Below are 17560 nucleotides of genomic sequence, written 5' to 3'. Positions count from 1 at the left end.
TCAATAACATAAAGCAGATACGATGAGAATTGCGAAAGAACAGATTGAAGAGCACAATAGGAAATTGGAAAGTAGGCATCAGCGTGCTTTCCAATTTCTGAAAGAAGATATTCAAGGGATTGAAGCTATTGTATCGAAGCTTGAAAAGTTTCAGGTTGCCATTCCTAGTTGGGCTCTGGGAACGGGAGGTACCCGTTTCGGGAGGTTTAGTGGTAAGGGTGAGCCTGGGACTTTGGAGGAAAAGATTGAGGACGTAGGTTTATTACATGCCTTAAATCGGTCAAGTGGTGCCATTTCATTGCATATTCCTTGGGATATCCCTCAAGATTCCCAAAAGATCAGGGATCTGGCAGCTTCCTTTGACCTAAAATTTGATGCGGTAAATTCCAATACCTTTCAGGACCAGAAAGGTCAAGCATTAAGCTATAAGCATGGCTCTTTGCAGCATGTGGATCCGAAGGTCAGGAAACAGGCTGTTGCCCATAATAAAGAGGTTATTGACCATGGAATAGCGTTAGGGTCGAAGGCGCTGACAGTATGGTTGGCGGATGGTTCATCCTTTCCAGGTCAATTGAACTTTCGGGAAGCTTTTCAAAATACCTTGGAAAGTCTGAAAGAGATCTATGCCCATCTGCCGGCGGATTGGAAATTGTTTGTGGAGTATAAAGCCTTTGAACCTTTCTTTTATTCGATGACCATTGGAGATTGGGGGCAATCTTTGCTATTGGCTACAAAGTTGGGACCTAAGGCATATACGCTGGTTGATCTGGGCCATCATCTTCCTAATGCCAATATTGAGCAGATTGTTTCTTTATTGCTGATGGAAGGAAAATTAGGTGGTTTCCATTTCAATGATAGTAAATATGCTGATGATGACCTCACTGCTGGGGCAATTAAGCCTTACCAACTCTTCTTGATCTTCAGTGAGTTGGTGGAGGGTATGGATGCCCGAGGGATGGACCATGTCAGTGATTTAGGTTGGATGATCGATGCTTCGCATAACTTGAAAGATCCATTGATTGATTTATTGCAATCCGTTGAAGCAATCTTGATTGCCTATGCGCAAGCGCTTTTGGTAGACCGAGAAGCATTGAAAGCGGCTCAACAAAATAATGATATCGTTAAAGCACAGAACATCTTGCAGGACGCATTCCGCACAGATGTCCGACCGATAGTAGCTGAAGCAAGATTACGGTCTGGAGCTGCATTGGATCCACTACAAATGTTCGATGAACTAGCTGTTAGGGATCAATTAGTGAAAGAAAGAGGTGAAAATTCAGTTGCTACGGGATTATAAAAAAATAAATGGGACAAAAAGAACGTATACCTGTTGTTGCCATTTTTGATGTTGGCAAAACGAACAAAAAATTGTTCTTATTTGATGAACATTATCAGATCGTCTTTGAAAAATCAGCACGTTTTTTAGAAACGGTCGATGAGGATGGAGATCCATGTGAAAATATTGAAAGCTTGAGGCTTTCCGTGTTTGATTCGCTACATGAGATTTTCCGTAAAACAGAATTTGAAGTTAAAGCAATCAACTTTACTTCCTATGGAGCAAGCTTTGTTCTGATCAAAGAGGATGGACAACCGCTGACTCCACTGTACAATTATTTGAAAGCCTATCCCCAGGAACTGAAAGACGAACTCCATAATCAATACGGGGGTTTGGAAAAATTCAGTTTAGATACGGCATCGCCAGATTTAGGGAGTTTAAACTCCGGTCTGCAATTGTTTCGGGTGAAGAAAGAAAGGCCTCAGGTCTTCAAAGAGATCCATTGTGCACTGCATCTGCCACAATACCTCAGTTTCTTGCTTTCTGGCAAGCTCTATTCGGATAAGACGAGCATTGGCTGCCATACAGCTCTTTGGGATTACCATAAGCAGGATTATCACCAATGGGTAAAGGATAATGGCATTGATGAAAAATTGGCTCCGGTAGTGGAAGCGGATGAAGTGTTCTCAGCAAATTTTCCGGGAAGTACTTTTGTGATCGGTTCTGGCCTTCATGATAGTTCATCGGCCTTGATTCCGTACCTGTTGAATTTTCATGAGCCATTCGTTTTGATCTCTACAGGAACCTGGTGTATCTCTTTGAATCCCTTCAACCATAGTCCACTGACTAAATCAGAGTTGGAGCAGGATTGTTTATTTTACCTGTCTTATGCAGGTGATCCTGTCAAAGCTTCGCGACTGTTTGCAGGACATGAACATGATGTGCAATCCAAACGAATTGCAGATCATTTTGCTGTTACGACAGCAAAATTCAGGAATATGGATATTGATTGGAATTTAATAGAGGCCTTAAAAAAGAAAGAGACTTCGGATGAATTGGATGCCTTCTCAAAACTGGATCTAAATCAATTTAAGGACTATAAAGAGGCCTACCATTCCTTTATGTTGCACCTGGTGAAGGCGCAGGTACGATCGACCAATTTGATCATGGATCAAGGAAAGATCAGTAGGGTCTTTGTGGATGGAGGATTCAGCAAGAATTCTATCTATATGAACCTGTTGGCCAAGGAGTATCCGCAGGTAGAAGTTTATGCTGCATCTATGGCGCAGGCCACGGCTGTAGGAGCAGCCCTAGCCATTCATGAACATTGGAATACCTTGCCTGTACCAAATGACCTGATCGAGCTGCGGTTCTTTCGGGCATAGTTTAGAATTTTCATTATAATTTTTTAGAATAAGTATAAGAAGGCCTCAGCAATGAGGCTTTTTTATTTTTGCGATGGTTGGGGGCTTATGCAGCAAAAAGGCGAGCAACCTAGGGTTGACTCGCCTTTTTTATATGAAATGTTTGGTTTCTTAACGTAAATCTACGACTTCAAATCCTGGGTAATTTCCTTTGTTAAATTGGAAAGTCGAACCAGCAATTGGGCTGTTGACATACAGGCCGTTAATGGTATAAGTATACTTAGCGCCAGATTTGTCAAAGATGGTTACATCATGGATATGCTTGTTCTTGTTGATGCGGACCTGGATCTTGGAATAATTACTCTTTGCATCCTCAGGAGTCAAGTCAATTGCGGTCAACTTTCCAGCAGCAGCATCTGACTGATTGGAAGAACTTCCATATTTATATCCTGATTTATAGAAGGTGAAAATATTGTTGGGTCCAATGGATTGTCCAGAATTGTCAGCTTCAGAAACCTGAACTTCTTTATCTTCCTTAAGAACGGACCAAGTGGATTTGCCATCAGAAATCAGGTCCTGTGTAGGCAATGAAATCTTATACTGATTGGAAGGTTTGTTCAGGAACAATTTTCCTTTGTCGGTATAGTTCTCGCCATTCGCCTGCGTAGCTTTAAAAGTGAATTCGGATTGAATGGTTTTGTAGCCATCATATTTTTGGGACACTTCATCCAAGATTTTCTTGGTTGAACCATTTTGTCCGAAAGCTAATGTTGCACTAAATAGGGCAACAAATACATAGATAAATCTCATCATCATTAATTAATCTTTTCTTAATGTTTCCAAATATTGTTCCAATGAGTATTCATCGGGATAGAGCACCTCGCGTGCTTTACTTCCTTCAAAAGGACCTACAATACCTGCAGCTTCCAATTGATCGATGATCCTACCAGCGCGGTTATAACCTAATTTTAATTTGCGCTGAATCAATGATGTTGAGCCTTGTTGATGCATGACGATCAGCCTTGCAGCTTCTTCAAACAACTGGTCTCTATCGGACATGTCGAAATCCGCTAAGCCGGAACCTTCACCATTTTCATCAATGTACTCTGGTAATAGGTGGGCGGATGGATAACCACGTTGCGATCCGATGAAATCAGAAATCTGATCCACCTCAGGTGTATCGACAAAGGCACATTGGATACGGATAAGGTCACTACCTGTTGCAAGCAACATGTCACCACGACCAATTAATTGGTCGGCACCGCCACTGTCCAAGATGGTCCTTGAGTCGGTTTTCGAAAGTACCCTGAAAGCAAGTCGAGCTGGGAAGTTAGCTTTGATGGTACCTGTAATGATATTCACGGAAGGTCTTTGTGTTGCAATGACCAAGTGGATACCCACGGCACGGGCTAACTGAGCAAGACGAGCAATAGGAGTTTCTACTTCCTTACCGGCAGTCATGATCAAATCGGCAAACTCATCAATTATAAGAACTATAAATGGTAAGAATCGATGACCCTCCTCAGGGTTTAATCGACGATTGATAAATTTTGCATTATATTCCTTTAAATTCCTTACCTGTGCATTTTTTAATAGGTCATAACGTTGATCCATTTCAATACAAAGGGAATTTAAGGTGTTGATTACTTTTTTCGTGTCGGTGATGATTGGTTCATCCTCATTAGGCAGTTTTGCCAAGAAATGTCTTTCGATTTTCTTGAATAAGGATAACTCTACTTTCTTAGGGTCGACCAGGACAAACTTTAACTCGGCTGGATGCTTCTTGTAAAGCAACGAAGTTAAAATCGCATTGATACCAACCGATTTACCCTGGCCTGTTGCACCCGCTACCAATAAGTGCGGCATTTTTGCCAAATCGGCAATATATACCTCATTGGAAATGGTTTTTCCTAAAGCGATAGGTAAGTCCATATCTGACTTCTGGAATTTCTCGGTGGTCAAGATAGAACGCATCGATACCATTTCAGGCGTGGAGCTTGGTACCTCAATACCAATCGTTCCTTTACCCGGCATTGGTGCAATGATACGGATACCCAAGGCTGCTAAACTAAGGGCAATATCATCCTCCAAATTCTTGATTTTAGAAATACGAACGCCCGGTTTTGGGATGATTTCATATAAGGTCACCGTTGGTCCGATGGTCGCTTTGATATGTTCGATTTCAATGCTGTAGTTCCTAAGCGTTTCAACAATTCTGTTTTTGTTGGCTTCAAGCTCCTGTTGGTTGATCGTGATTTTACCGGAGCCATAATCTTTCAATAGATCTAAACCGGGGTATTGGTATCCTGAAAGGTCGAGTTTAGGATCATATTCACCAAATTTCTCCACTAAGTCATTGGCTGAAATCGGTTTTTCTTCAATGACTCTTTCCACAGTAAGAGCAGGTTCTGCAACCTCTTCAGATTTCTTTACTGGAGCAGGAGGGGGATCAATGCTGAGCTCGATTTCTTTTTCCTGGTTCTCAACAAAGTTTGTGTTGGGCTTGATAGCATTCACATTCAATGGAAGAGATACCGAATTGTCCTCTTCTTTGTTGGACGTGAAATCTACACTGCCAATTTCTTCTTCTTCCTCATCAGGTACAGCATAGGTATCCGTAGCGATGTTTTGCTGTGTATTGGCCTTGATCTTATTGTTGACCGTGGTATAATTTTGATCATCTTCTTCAAATTCTTCATCCTCGTCTTCCAATTGTTTTTTGGAGGACTGGAATGAGAATCTTAAGTCGTAGTTGTACAGCAATACCAAGGCTGTCAAGAAAATAAATACGAGCAAGCCGCCTGTCCCTACGGTTCCGATTTGATTTTTTAGGATCTGGTTGGTCCAGAAACCAAATTTACCTTCAAGGATATGGGGTGTATTGGATATAAAATCTTGGGCGAAACCAAGGGTAATTGACAAGAGGATAATAGCTACAAGGGAGTAGATCACGGTTTTCCAAACAGGAAGGATCGATCTTTTGTAAAGGAACTTGTAACCGATAACAAATAAGACCAAAATAAATAGAAAGGAAGCGACGCCAAACCACTCATAGATAAATTGATTGGCTAATAGGGCTCCGAACTTTCCGAGTTTATTCTGAACGATTGGTGTTTCAATGGTTTCATCATGGATTTCTTCGGTAGTTTGCATCAAAGTGCTCCATCCGCCATTGCTTTGGGCGATGTAGCTTTGGTCAGATTGCCAAGTGAACAAATAGGAAACAAATGCAACGGTGAATAGACCAGCGAGCAAAAGAAGAAATAAGCCTAATATTTTTAGAGCCTTTCTCTGACCTTCCGAAAAGTTGAATTGGTCAAAAGACTTGGTTTTTGCTCTTTTTTGATAGGAAATAGTAGTGTTCTTCGTCTTCTTAGTCCCAGTGCTACCACTACCGTTTTTAAATGTATTTAATTTAGCCATTAATTATGACGTGATTTACGTTAGTACAAACTTAAAAAAAACTTTTAGGATTCCATTGTGTAGGTCATAACACAACATGGTATCATGTCATGTTAAAAACAATTGAAATCGACAAAGCTAATGCATAAATAGTTCATTGATTTGAATTCATGGAGCTGTAGCAATAAGCTCTCCAAATTCGTTGTATCTTTGAATATAAAGAATTTTGAAGTATGTTTCCAAGAAATAAATATTTGCTGCCTGTATTAGCGCTTTGTTTTACGATTTTTATGCAAGGTTGTGCCAAGGATGATGGCGTTGGGCCAGAAAATCTGGACAGCGATAGTTTTTCAGGTATTGCTGCTTTCAATGCCATCGAAGGAACAAGTAACCTACAGCTTTTGATCGATGGGAAATTAATCAATAAGGACGACGAGAATTTTAGCACAGGAGGATACCTTAACCACCGTACTTTATTTCCAGGAAAAAGATCGTTGGAGCTGAAAACAATAAAGGGAGATGTTTTGTATGCCACAGAGAAAGTTTTTCAGAGTCCAAAAATTTACTCATACTTTTTTTATGGTACTAACAAAAGGGAACCGCTTGTAACAGAGGATGATGTGATTAAGCCTGAAACTGGTAAGATGAAAGTTAGGCTGGTAAACCTGGTGTCAGATTCTAAACTTAAATTGGACTTTCAATACCTGAATTCAAAAGTGACCCATGATATGGAGGATAGAGTCTTCGGATTGAATGAATACTCCTCAAAGGAAGATTTTAAGTTTGAAATCAGCTCCACCGACCGTAAATATGATAATATTGAAATAAATTTAGATGGAAAAGATCGCGCCGTTTTTTCGATCGTATTGTACTCCGATCAACAGGAAAATGCGGAAAAAAGGGAAATAAAATATAAAATATTGGAACTCTAATCGGATTGGAGGTCAAAAAGAAAGCCCATAATCAAGTCGATTACGGGCTTTCTTTTTGATATAGCTTGATCTTTATGCTACAGTGATCAAGTAGTAGTTTTTCTTACCACGTTGAGCAATTAAGTATTTGTCATTGATTAGGTTGCTGGTGTTTACTAGCAATTCAATGTCTGTTAATTTCTCGCGGTTCAAGGAAACTCCACCACCTTGCAACATTTTTCTAGCCTCACCCTTGGAAGGGAAAACCTGTGTTTCAACCAGTAGATCCAAGATGTTGATGCCTTCGGCTAATTTTGCCCTTTCCAAGTTGGATTGAGGAACACCATCGAATACCTCAAGTACGGCATCATGGTCTAAGTTAGCTAGGAAAGAAAGGTCTCCGTTTCCAAAAAGGAATTCCGAAGTCTTAACCGCTGTTTCGTAGTCTAGTTCAGAGTGCGTACGTGTTGTGATGTCCTTAGCTAATGCCTTTTGAACAATTCTCAAGTGTGGTGCTGCATCATGTTCAGCGATAATGGCATCAATTTCTTCCTTGGTTTTCAAGGTGAAGATCTTGATCCAGTTTTTAGCGTCATCATCAGAAGCATTCAACCAGAATTGATAATATTTATAAGGAGAGGTTTTCTTAGCGTCCAACCATACTGCCCCTGATTCTGTCTTACCGAACTTCTGTCCGTCAGACTTTTTGATCAATTGCGTAGTTAATCCGAAAACAGTCCCTTGTTCTAATCTGCGAACGATTTCACTTCCTGTAACGATGTTGCCCCATTGGTCAGAACCACCCATTTGGATTTTGCAGTTCTGGTTTTTCCAAAGATAATAGAAGTCATAACCTTGAATTAATTGATAGGAGAACTCAGTGAAGGAAAGGCCGTTTTCGCCTTCCAAACGTTTCTTTACAGAATCTTTGGCCATCATATAATTCACGGTAATCAGCTTACCAACGTCACGGATGAAATCCAAGAAACTGAAGTCCTTGAACCAATCGAAGTTGTTCACCATTTTTGCATCTGTTTCACCTTCGCCAAATGTTAAGAATTTGGTCAATTGATGTTTCAGGGATGCAACATTGTGAGCTAACGTAGCTTCATCAAGAAGATTACGTTCAGCTGATTTGAATGAAGGGTCTCCGATCATACCTGTAGCACCTCCAACAAGGGCAACAGGTTTGTGGCCTGCGTGTTGAAAGTGGATCAGGGTCATGATTTGAGTTAAATGACCAACATGTAGAGAATCGCCTGTCGGGTCGAAGCCGATATATCCCGCTACTTGTTCTTTGTTTAACAATTCTTCTGTTCCTGGCATGATGTCTTGAAGCATGCCTCTCCAGCGTAGTTCTTCTACAAAGTTCATAATATACCCTTAAGATTTTTATTTAAGTTGCAAAGATACGAGATTAAACTGTATCTTTCAGATAATTATTGTTTGATATAGCGGATGAATTTTCTCTCACATTTCTATTTTGAAAGGTTTGCAACTATCCCTGAGCGTGTTCTTGGCTCTTTGTTGCCTGACTTGTTGAAGAATGTAGATAAGTCCTATATCTTTCATCCCCAAAAATTCGAGGAACAGCTTTTTGCCCATCCCCTGACCATGGAAATATCCGAAGGTTGGTATCGGCATGTGGAGGTGGACAAGTTATTCCATAGCAGTGAGTTCTTTTTGAACCATTGCCATCACCTGAGACGTAAGCTGGACCCTGTATTGGAAGGTACGCCGATCCGTGGGACTTTCATGGCGCATATCGCAGTAGAATTGATGCTAGACCATCTGTTGATCAAGCATCAGCTTGTCAATGTTTCGAGATTATATGAACACCTGGAAAATGTTCACAAACCAATTATGAAAAGTTATTTGAAAACCATCGGTGTTGAAGATATTGATGGGTTTGTTGCCTTTTATGATAAATTCCTAGCATGGAAGTATATTTTTGATTATAAAGATCTTGATCAGATTTCAAAGCCACTGATCAATATTTCAAAACGTATCTGGACCTTTGAGACCCCAAAGGGAATACATGAAGGATTGACCGAGGTCTTGGTCGATTATTGCCATGAAGATATGAAGGACTTCAAGGATATCTACACATATATTCAGGATAACTTGACGTATTTGTCATAATTTTTTTCACTTTTGTTACTTGTCCAATAAATTAACTTAATATGGCTAATAGACTTTTCCGAAAGAAAAGCGTAGATCAAATTCTTTCAGACGCTGAACATGGTGGTTCTGGATTAGCAAAAATTTTAGGAGTTCGAGATTTAGTTTCCCTTGGTATTGCAGCCATCGTAGGGGCTGGTATTTTCAGTACCATAGGTTTGGCTAGCTACAATGGAGGACCGGCTGTTTCGCTGCTCTTCGTTTTTGTGGCTTTTGCCTGTGTGTTTACTGCTCTTTCCTATGCTCAGTTTGCGAGTACCGTACCGGTTTCCGGTAGTGCATATACCTATGCTTATGTGGCATTTGGTGAATTGTTTGCTTGGATAATTGGCTGGGCCCTGGTGCTCGAATATGCCGTATCCAATATGGTAGTGGCCATATCATGGTCGCAGTATTTTGTGTCCATGCTGGAAGGCTTTGGGATACATCTCCCCAAATGGATGACCATGGCGCCAGGTTATGCCCTAGATGCGCATCAGAAGTTCCTGGAAGTAGGGATAGAGAATTTGGAGAAAATCGATAAGGTTGCTCTGCAGGCCTATGACACTGCGCCAAGGATCTTGGATATCCCGATTATATTTGACATGCCTGCTGGATTGATCACTTTCCTGGTGACCTGGCTGGTGTATATCGGTATTAAAGAATCCCGGAAAGCCAGTAATATCATGGTGCTGATCAAGATCGGGATTATCCTCGCGGTGATTATCGGCGGTATTTTCTTTGTTAAACCGGAGAACTGGACTCCATTTGCCCCGAATGGTTTAGGAGGTGTAATGAGTGGGGTAGCAGCAGTATTCTTTGCTTTTATCGGTTTTGACTCCATTTCAACAACAGCAGAGGAGTGCAAGAACCCCCAAAGGGACCTTCCAAAAGCGATGATCTATTGTTTGTTGATCTGTGCGGTGCTTTACGTGGCGATCACACTTGTATTGACAGGAATGGTGAATTATAAGGAGTTGAATGTGAAGGATCCATTGGCATATGTATTCGAATACGTAGGCTTCGATCATATGGCCGGGATTATTTCGGTTACTTCCGTAATTGCGATTACGAGTGCTTTGCTTGTGTTCCAATTGGCTCAACCAAGGATCTGGATGACCATGAGTAGGGACGGGTTGTTATGGAAGAAGTTTGCAACTATTCACCCAAAATATAAAACGCCTTCTTTTGCAACGATCGTGACAGGTATCGTGGTGGCTGTCCCAGCATTGTTCTTCAAGATGGATTTCTTTGTCGATCTGACCTCTGTAGGTACTTTCTTCGCATTTATCCTAGTGTGTTGCGGGGTGTTGTATATGGATCATTCCGGCTTATCCAAACGTTCTAAGTTTAGAGTGCCATATGTCAATGGGAAATACATCGTAGGTATTGGGTTAATTATTGGCTTGATACTCGCTGTTAAGTTTAGTGGAGAGTCCATTTCAGATTGGATGAGTATGGGGTCCTCAGCGATTCTTTTGCATAAATCTTTAGTGATCGTATTTTGGTTGGCTTGGTTGGTGTTGAGTGTGTTGAGTTTTAAATATAACTTTTCATTACTGCCGGTCATTGGAATCTTGGTAAACCTTTACCTGATGTCTGAATTAGGGGCGAGTAACTGGATTATCTTTATCCTGTGGTTACTGGGTGGTTTAGCGATATATTTTGGTTATGGCTATAGAAACTCCAAGTTGAGAAATATCGACACAAAATAGATCGAGATAAAAAGCATTAGAAAAGGCTGCCAATCATTGGCAGCCTTTTTTTATAATCTAGTAAGTTTTACTTCTCCCGTGTTTGGAATGGTCAGTGGCACCCGCTCCAATGTTACGAAGCTACTGTCGAGTCCAAATCCTTTCTCCTCGGAAAGACTGAATTTCTTCAGGATCTTATAGATCTCAAGGATTATCTTTTCATTCCATTTCAAGAAGTGGGTCTTAGAAATCACTTTTTCCAATACTACGAAGTTGAAATCACCTGGAATATTATGTTTCTTCAAGGTTTCGTAATTACTTGTGATATCTATCTCACCCTTGTTTACCATATCTTCCACAACCTTACGGAACAATAAACTGATCTTCTGCTCCTCACGGAAACCTAAATGAAAGTCTATCCGGATAAGCTTACCAGGGATCAATTGGGTGACTTTATATTCCCTTGTATGTGGGTTGTCCATTACATCAACGTGAACCAACCAATACACATCGGCACGTTTGGGCTTCTTGTTGATGATTGAGTAGGTGATCTTAGCCTCTACCTCCGTTAGGTTATTTGCACTGGTCAAATAAACCAGGTGAGATGAAAACTGAGGGACCGTTTTGTCCTCACTAAGTTCAGATAGGATAGGGTAGTAGTCTTGGATATTGACGAATTTGACAAATCTGTTCTTGATCTTCCTTGCACCATACCAGCTGTACATCACTATGAACAAGGTTAATGCAAGCAATAGGGTCAACCAACCACCATGTGCAATTTTACTGATATTACCCACTAAAAAGGCTAGTTCGATGACAGTGTAAACCGATGCGAATAAGCCAATCAGGATTGGGTTGATGCGTTTTCTGATCATGAATACGGTCATCAGGATGGTCGTCATGATGAAGGTCAGGTTAATGGCAAGACCGTAGGCTGCCTCCATATTGCTGGATTCCCTGAAGATCAGGATGATCAGCATACAGCCCAGATATAGGATCAGGTTTACCGAAGGCACATAGATCTGACCTTTATGGTCACTTGGATATCGGATAGCAACCTTAGGCCAAATATTTAGTCGTACAGCCTCAGCAATCAAGGTAAAAGATCCTGAAATCATGGCTTGACTGGCAATTACAGCCGCTATGGTTGCAATGGTTACTCCCCATATAATGAACCAATCTGGCATGATCGCATAGAAAGGATTGACCTCACCGATCTGGGTTCCAACATGCTCCAATAACCAAGCTCCTTGACCGAAATAGTTGAATATCAACATCAGTTTCACATAGATCCAACTGATACGGATATTTGATTTTCCACAGTGACCCATATCTGAATAAAGCGCTTCAGCTCCCGTGGTACATAGGAAAATTGCACCTATGATGAACCAAGCATTGGGATAGTTGGCCAATAATTGATAGGCATAATATGGATTGATAGCTTTCCAGATTTCTGGATTATGTCCTAAGTATGAAAATCCTAAAACCCCAATTGTGGTGAACCAAATGAACATTAATGGTCCAAAGACCCGACCTACGATATTCGTTCCGAAACGTTGGATGATAAATAGCAGGGAAATGATGAGAACAACGACTGGTATGGTCGGAAAACCTGGGGTTTTGATAGCTAATCCTTCAACAGCTGATGAGATCGTGATCGCAGGAGTGATCATCCCGTCGGCCAACAGGGTACTACCCCCGATGATGGCCGGAATGATCAACCATTTCGCTTTCTTTCGGACCAAGGAATAGAGGGATAGGATCCCGCCTTCACCTTTGTTGTCCGCATTTAAGGTAATGATGACATATTTAACGGTGGTCTGCAAGGTAAGGGTCCAAAAAATACACGATAGACCGCCATAGATCATGATTTCTTGAATTTCACCTTTGTTAAAAATTGCTTTGAAAACGTAGAGGGGAGAAGTACCGATATCACCGAAAATGATACCTAGACTGATTAATAAACCTGTCCAGCTTAGGCGCTGTAGGTTTTGTTTATGATCTCCTGACATATATTTAATTATGTTTGATATCTTGTCTAAAATTAGAGGCGAAATTACAACTTTTAATGCGACAACGTATTTTCTTGTTAAAAATTGTTAAAGGCCATAAAAAACTCCAGAAAAAAAGCTAAAATTAATTACTTTTGTATTAGGATTTCTCGAATTATTGTTTACATTTGATTAAACCATAACCTTTATCGAGTATCCATATTGAAACATGAAATTAGAATTTAGAAAAATATCACACCTTGCTATCTGTTCCCTATGCCTATTAGTCGGCTTAGGAGGCACTGCGCAGGCTTCTAATTCAGAAGTTTCAACCCCACATTATTCCAGTTTTTCAACACTTGAACCTTCTTCATTTGATTTGATTAAGGCGAAAGAAGAAGACAATGACAAGCTTATCAATAATGTTAAAGTCTTCTACAACCCTATCTCAGAACAAATCTCTGTAACTTTTAAGCTCGCAAAGGTAAATAATATTACGATAAAAGTAATGGATGCCCTTGGAAATGAAGTCTTAAGTCTACACAATGGTAGTTTAGATGCAGGGATGCAGAACTTAAGTTTTGATACCCAACAGAAACTTTCCGAAGGTTTTTACTTCGTAAGAGTGTCTGGGGGCTCAGAAACAATCGTTAAGCGTATTTCAATCAGACAATAATCCAAAGATTTATATAAAATATTAAAGGCTCCAATTCTGGAGCCTTTTTAATTGCTGTAGAAATTTATTGACATTCAATATAAAAGCCCAACCGTCTTTTCGATGGTTGGGCTTTTTATTATGAATTTCTTCTTCTTATTTTCTGTCTGAGATCTCTACATATGGACGAAGGTTCTCGCCAATGTATACTTGTCTTGGACGTCCGATAGGTTCTTTGTTATCACGCATTTCTTTCCATTGCGCGATCCATCCTGGTAGACGGCCTAAAGCGAACAATACAGTGAACATATCCGAGTTAAATCCTAATGCACGGTAGATGATACCAGAATAGAAGTCAACGTTTGGATATAATTTACGGTCAATGAAAAATTGGTCATTCAGGGCAGCTTCTTCAAGACGCTTTGCGATATCCAATACAGGATCTTGAACACCTAATTTTTCCAATACATCGTCACAAGCTTTCTTGATGATCTTCGCACGTGGGTCGAAGTTTTTGTACACACGGTGACCGAATCCCATCAAACGGAAAGGATCGTTCTTGTCTTTCGCTTTTGCTAAATATTTATCGGCATCCCCGCCATCTTCTTTGATAGCCTCAAGCATTTCAATTACTGCTTGATTAGCACCGCCATGCAATGGACCCCATAGGGCATTGATACCGGCAGAGATAGAAGCGTACATGTTCGCATTGGATGATCCAACCATTCTTACCGTTGATGTAGAACAGTTCTGTTCGTGGTCAGCATGTAAGATCAATAATTTATGCATCGCATCGATTACCAAAGGATCGAATGTTTTGTCTTGGTTTACTTCACCAAAGATCATGTTCAGGAAGTTCTCGATATAACCGAAGTTATTCTTAGGGTAAACCACCGGATGACCTAATGATTTCTTTTGGATCCATGAAACGATCGTAGGCATCTTAGCCAAAAGGTTGATGATCGTTTTATTTTCTTCCTCTTCCGTTTGGTTAGGGTTTAGGGACTCTGGATAGAAAGATGACAATGCACCTACTAAACAAGATAATTGACCCATTGGATGAGACTTCGATGGGAAACCTGCGAAGAAGTTTTTCATATCCTCGTGGATCATCATCTGCGCCCTGATATCGGAACGGAATTTCTCTAATACGTCTTTTGTCGGTAGCTCGCCATAAATCAATAGATAAGCTACTTCCAAGAAAGTTGATTTTTCTGCTAAATCTTCAATCGCGTATCCTCTATATCTAAGGATACCTTTTTCTCCATCTAAGAAAGTGATGGCGCTCTTTGTAGAACCTGTGTTTTTGAATCCTGGATCTAATGTAATGTATCCAGAAGAATCTCTTAATTTTGAAATATCTAGGGCTTTCTCATTTTCTGTTCCTGTGATAACAGGCATTTCATATGTAGACCCATTTAAGTTAATAGATGCAGTTTCAGACATAATCAAATTTCTTGTATTATTTGTGTTTTATACTTTTATCGTATTCTTACAAATGTATAAAATTGATTTCTATTTTCAGATGTATAATATGAATAATTATGACACAAAACAGTCATTTTAAGACAATTTATGTGTATTAATTAGATTACTTGTCCAATCAGGACAAATCTTTGTTCGCATAGCCCTAATTCTCCTTTTTTAACTAAATAGGCAGCCTAATCCGTTCATTTCCAGTGAGCCAAACAGATAAAATATGTTAAATAGTTTGGAAGTCTACGAAAAGTTCGTAATTTAGTGATAAATACGTAGAGCAATGGAAAAACTGACCGCACAAGAAGAAGAAGCCATGTTGTCAATCTGGCAATTAAACGGAGGATTTGTCCGCGAGATTTTGGATAATTTGAAAGACAAAGAGATGCCTTACACGACCTTGGCTTCCACTATCCGCAATCTAGAAAAGAAGGGCTTTGTAAAGGCGGTCAAATATGCCAATGCAAAGCGATATGAACCCATATTAAATGCAGAGGAATACAAAGCTAAATTCATGAATTCCTTTGTAGGAGATTATTTCAGGAATTCCTATAAAGAAATGGTTTCTTTCTTCGTGAAAGAAGAGAAGCTAAGCCAAAAGGAATTGGAAGAAATCATGGACATGATCAAGAACAATAAATCCTAATCGCATGGAAGCTCTACTGACCTATATCATCCAAGTAAACCTGCTGCTGGCCTTATTCTATTTAGGGTACCAAGTACTTTTGAAGAACCTCACCTTCTACCGTCTCAATAGGGTTTATTTTATCTTCGGGAGCATCTATGCCTTTGTTTATCCGTTCTTGGACGTCAAAGCGTGGTTTGCCAAGAGCATTACAATCCCACAGGGGATTATCATGGAATACTTTCCATTGTTGGAGGACAGTAAAGAAGAAGGAGGGTTTTACCTGAGCGACCTTTTGGTTTATTTGCTAGCCATAGGAGGATTGATCCTATTGACCAGGCTGCTGATACAGCTCGGAAGCTTATTGCGTATCCATTGGCATTCTAAACCATCTCAATGGCGAGATTATATCTTCAGGAATGTCATTTTCCCGATCACACCGTTTTCCTTCTTCAATAAAATCTATCTGCACAAAGAGCAGCACCAGGATCTGGAGCTATATGATATTTTCAAGCACGAACAGGTACATGTGAAAGGCCATCACAGCGTCGATGTTCTGTTGTTTGAAATAGTGTTGTTGTGCTGTTGGTTTAATCCCTTCGTATGGTACATGCGCAAAGCCGTACGTCAAAATCTAGAATTCTTGACTGATCAACAAGTTCTGGATAAGGGTGTGGACCGACAGACCTATCAATACTCGTTGCTGAATGTCACCAAGCAGGGTGCTTCGGTCGGCATCAGCAATCAGTTTAATTTTAAAACCTTAAAAAAGCGCATTATGATGATGAACAAAAAACGATCATCCCGACTGCAACTTGGAAAGTATGTATTCCTGTTGCCCGTCCTGATCATTGCCGGTATTACCTTTACGGTAAACCAGGCAGAAGCAAAAATTGAACGTGTCGTGGTCACTTTGAATGAAACTGACCTCAATCAACAGATCAAAAAGGTCATGATTCAGCATCCTAGAAAAGATACGACATACCTTGATTCCATCAAAGATATAAATACCAGGGCATTTGCAGACTATATTCAAGGTAAGCCTAGGTCTGGCGGAACTATCCGTTTTGTTGATATAACTCCGAGTAAGCGTCCTTTAGTGATACTTGATGGTGAAAAATTACCTATAAACTTCAATATAGACGCGATTAATCCTAAATCCATTAAAAGTTCGAAGGTTCTAATAGGTGCTGATGCAAAAAGTTATGGTGAAGAGGCCAAAAACGGAGTAATTGTTATCGAAACCAAGAAAGAAGACGATGGGAAAGGTCCTCAAGGCCCCAAAGAGCTTAGTGGTGAATTTATAGGTATGAAGGCGAATAATATTATTGATACAGACTCAGTGCCTGTAAAGGTCATTACAAAAGTCCAGCTCCAAGGAATCCCAAAGGACACGAAAATTATCATTGATGAAAAAGAGTCCAATCACGATGAGTATAAAAAACTGAACCCAAATGAATTGGAGAATGTTCATATTATGAAGGATTCCAATGGTGGGAAACCAACCATCAAGTTCACAACAAAAGAATTTGCAAGGAAAAACAATCTCCAATCAACAACTTTCTCTGGGAAACTTGTTTCCGAACCTCGGATCACCGTTAAAGGCCAACCTGCCTCTGGACCTTCAAGAATAACTGTAAAAGGAGAACCAGGTTCTGAACCTGCGAGAATGACTGTAAAAGGCGAGCCAGACTCTGAGATAACACAAGTAATCATAAGTAATCCTGGACATACTCAAAATAGCAAACCTGGAGCTGCCATGGTTAGAGGAACATTATCCAAAGATGGACTAAAGGATAAGCTTGTTGTCATCGATGGAAAGATCGCCAATAAGAAAGCTATTGACAAATTGGATAATAATCAAATAGAATATTTGAACCAGTTGGATCCACAAGGAGGCAAAGCCTTATATGGGAAAAAAGGTGAAAAGGGAGTGGTGATCATTGGGACAAAATCCAAATAAAGACTTTTATTAAATATTATTATTTACTAAATCAAATCAGGCA

General features: G+C 40.1%; 13 protein-coding genes. 8 read left to right on the top strand and 5 right to left on the bottom strand.

The genetic code is table 11. The features are described 5' to 3' along the window. Window positions 1-22: 22 nt before the first annotated feature. Both NMK93_RS15660 and NMK93_RS15655 read left to right on the top strand, forming a co-directional pair. Window positions 23-1297 carry a TIM barrel protein gene (locus tag NMK93_RS15660; RefSeq protein ID WP_254529508.1) on the top strand — a complete coding sequence of 425 codons (1275 nt, stop codon included), beginning with the start codon at window positions 23-25 and terminating at the stop codon, window positions 1295-1297. An 8-nt stretch (window positions 1298-1305) separates the two neighbouring features. Then, window positions 1306-2661, top strand: a complete 1356-nt coding sequence (locus NMK93_RS15655) for an FGGY-family carbohydrate kinase (protein WP_254529507.1) — start codon at window positions 1306-1308, stop codon at window positions 2659-2661. Window positions 2662-2811: 150 nt separating this feature from the next. On the opposite strand, the gene NMK93_RS15650 is transcribed toward NMK93_RS15655, so the two are convergent. After that, a complete protein-coding gene (locus NMK93_RS15650; RefSeq protein WP_185213425.1) occupies window positions 2812-3456 on the bottom strand; it encodes an outer membrane lipoprotein carrier protein LolA in 645 nt (214 codons plus the stop codon). Window positions 3457-3459: 3 nt separating this feature from the next. After that, entirely contained in the window at window positions 3460-6063 is a 2604-nt protein-coding gene (locus tag NMK93_RS15645; protein WP_254529506.1) for a DNA translocase FtsK, read from the bottom strand. A gap of 212 nt (window positions 6064-6275) precedes the next feature. On the opposite strand from NMK93_RS15645, the gene NMK93_RS15640 reads away from it, so the two are divergent. After that, window positions 6276-6974: a DUF4397 domain-containing protein gene (locus tag NMK93_RS15640; protein WP_185213427.1), complete on the top strand. Its 699-nt coding sequence runs from the start codon at window positions 6276-6278 to the stop codon at window positions 6972-6974. A gap of 72 nt (window positions 6975-7046) precedes the next feature. On the opposite strand, the gene tyrS is transcribed toward NMK93_RS15640, so the two are convergent. After that, window positions 7047-8327: a tyrosine--tRNA ligase gene (tyrS, locus tag NMK93_RS15635; protein WP_254529505.1), complete on the bottom strand. Its 1281-nt coding sequence runs from the start codon at window positions 8325-8327 to the stop codon at window positions 7047-7049. A gap of 84 nt (window positions 8328-8411) precedes the next feature. On the opposite strand from tyrS, the gene NMK93_RS15630 reads away from it, so the two are divergent. Both NMK93_RS15630 and NMK93_RS15625 read left to right on the top strand, forming a co-directional pair. Then, window positions 8412-9095 carry a hypothetical protein gene (locus NMK93_RS15630; protein WP_185213429.1) on the top strand — a complete coding sequence of 228 codons (684 nt, stop codon included), beginning with the start codon at window positions 8412-8414 and terminating at the stop codon, window positions 9093-9095. A 41-nt stretch (window positions 9096-9136) separates the two neighbouring features. Next, a complete protein-coding gene (locus NMK93_RS15625; protein ID WP_254529504.1) occupies window positions 9137-10828 on the top strand; it encodes an amino acid permease in 1692 nt (563 codons plus the stop codon). A 50-nt stretch (window positions 10829-10878) separates the two neighbouring features. Here the strand turns inward: NMK93_RS15625 and NMK93_RS15620 are convergent, their stop codons facing one another. Next, window positions 10879-12819 carry a KUP/HAK/KT family potassium transporter gene (locus NMK93_RS15620; protein WP_254529503.1) on the bottom strand — a complete coding sequence of 647 codons (1941 nt, stop codon included), beginning with the start codon at window positions 12817-12819 and terminating at the stop codon, window positions 10879-10881. A 208-nt stretch (window positions 12820-13027) separates the two neighbouring features. On the opposite strand from NMK93_RS15620, the gene NMK93_RS15615 reads away from it, so the two are divergent. Next, entirely contained in the window at window positions 13028-13474 is a 447-nt protein-coding gene (locus tag NMK93_RS15615; RefSeq protein ID WP_254529502.1) for a T9SS type A sorting domain-containing protein, read from the top strand. Between the two features lie 135 nt (window positions 13475-13609). Here the strand turns inward: NMK93_RS15615 and NMK93_RS15610 are convergent, their stop codons facing one another. Next, window positions 13610-14899, bottom strand: a complete 1290-nt coding sequence (locus NMK93_RS15610; RefSeq protein ID WP_254529500.1) for a citrate synthase — start codon at window positions 14897-14899, stop codon at window positions 13610-13612. 313 nt (window positions 14900-15212) lie between these two features. On the opposite strand from NMK93_RS15610, the gene NMK93_RS15605 reads away from it, so the two are divergent. Together NMK93_RS15605 and NMK93_RS15600 are read left to right on the top strand one after the other, a co-directional pair. Next, a complete protein-coding gene (locus tag NMK93_RS15605; protein WP_185213434.1) occupies window positions 15213-15575 on the top strand; it encodes a BlaI/MecI/CopY family transcriptional regulator in 363 nt (120 codons plus the stop codon). Between the two features lie 4 nt (window positions 15576-15579). Next, window positions 15580-17517, top strand: a complete 1938-nt coding sequence (locus NMK93_RS15600; protein ID WP_254529498.1) for a M56 family metallopeptidase — start codon at window positions 15580-15582, stop codon at window positions 17515-17517. The last annotated feature ends 43 nt before the right edge of the window (window positions 17518-17560 follow it).

This window comes from Sphingobacterium sp. LZ7M1 (assembly GCF_024296865.1).
Classification (GTDB): domain Bacteria; phylum Bacteroidota; class Bacteroidia; order Sphingobacteriales; family Sphingobacteriaceae; genus Sphingobacterium.
This window is presented reverse-complemented; position numbering and strand designations above follow the sequence as displayed.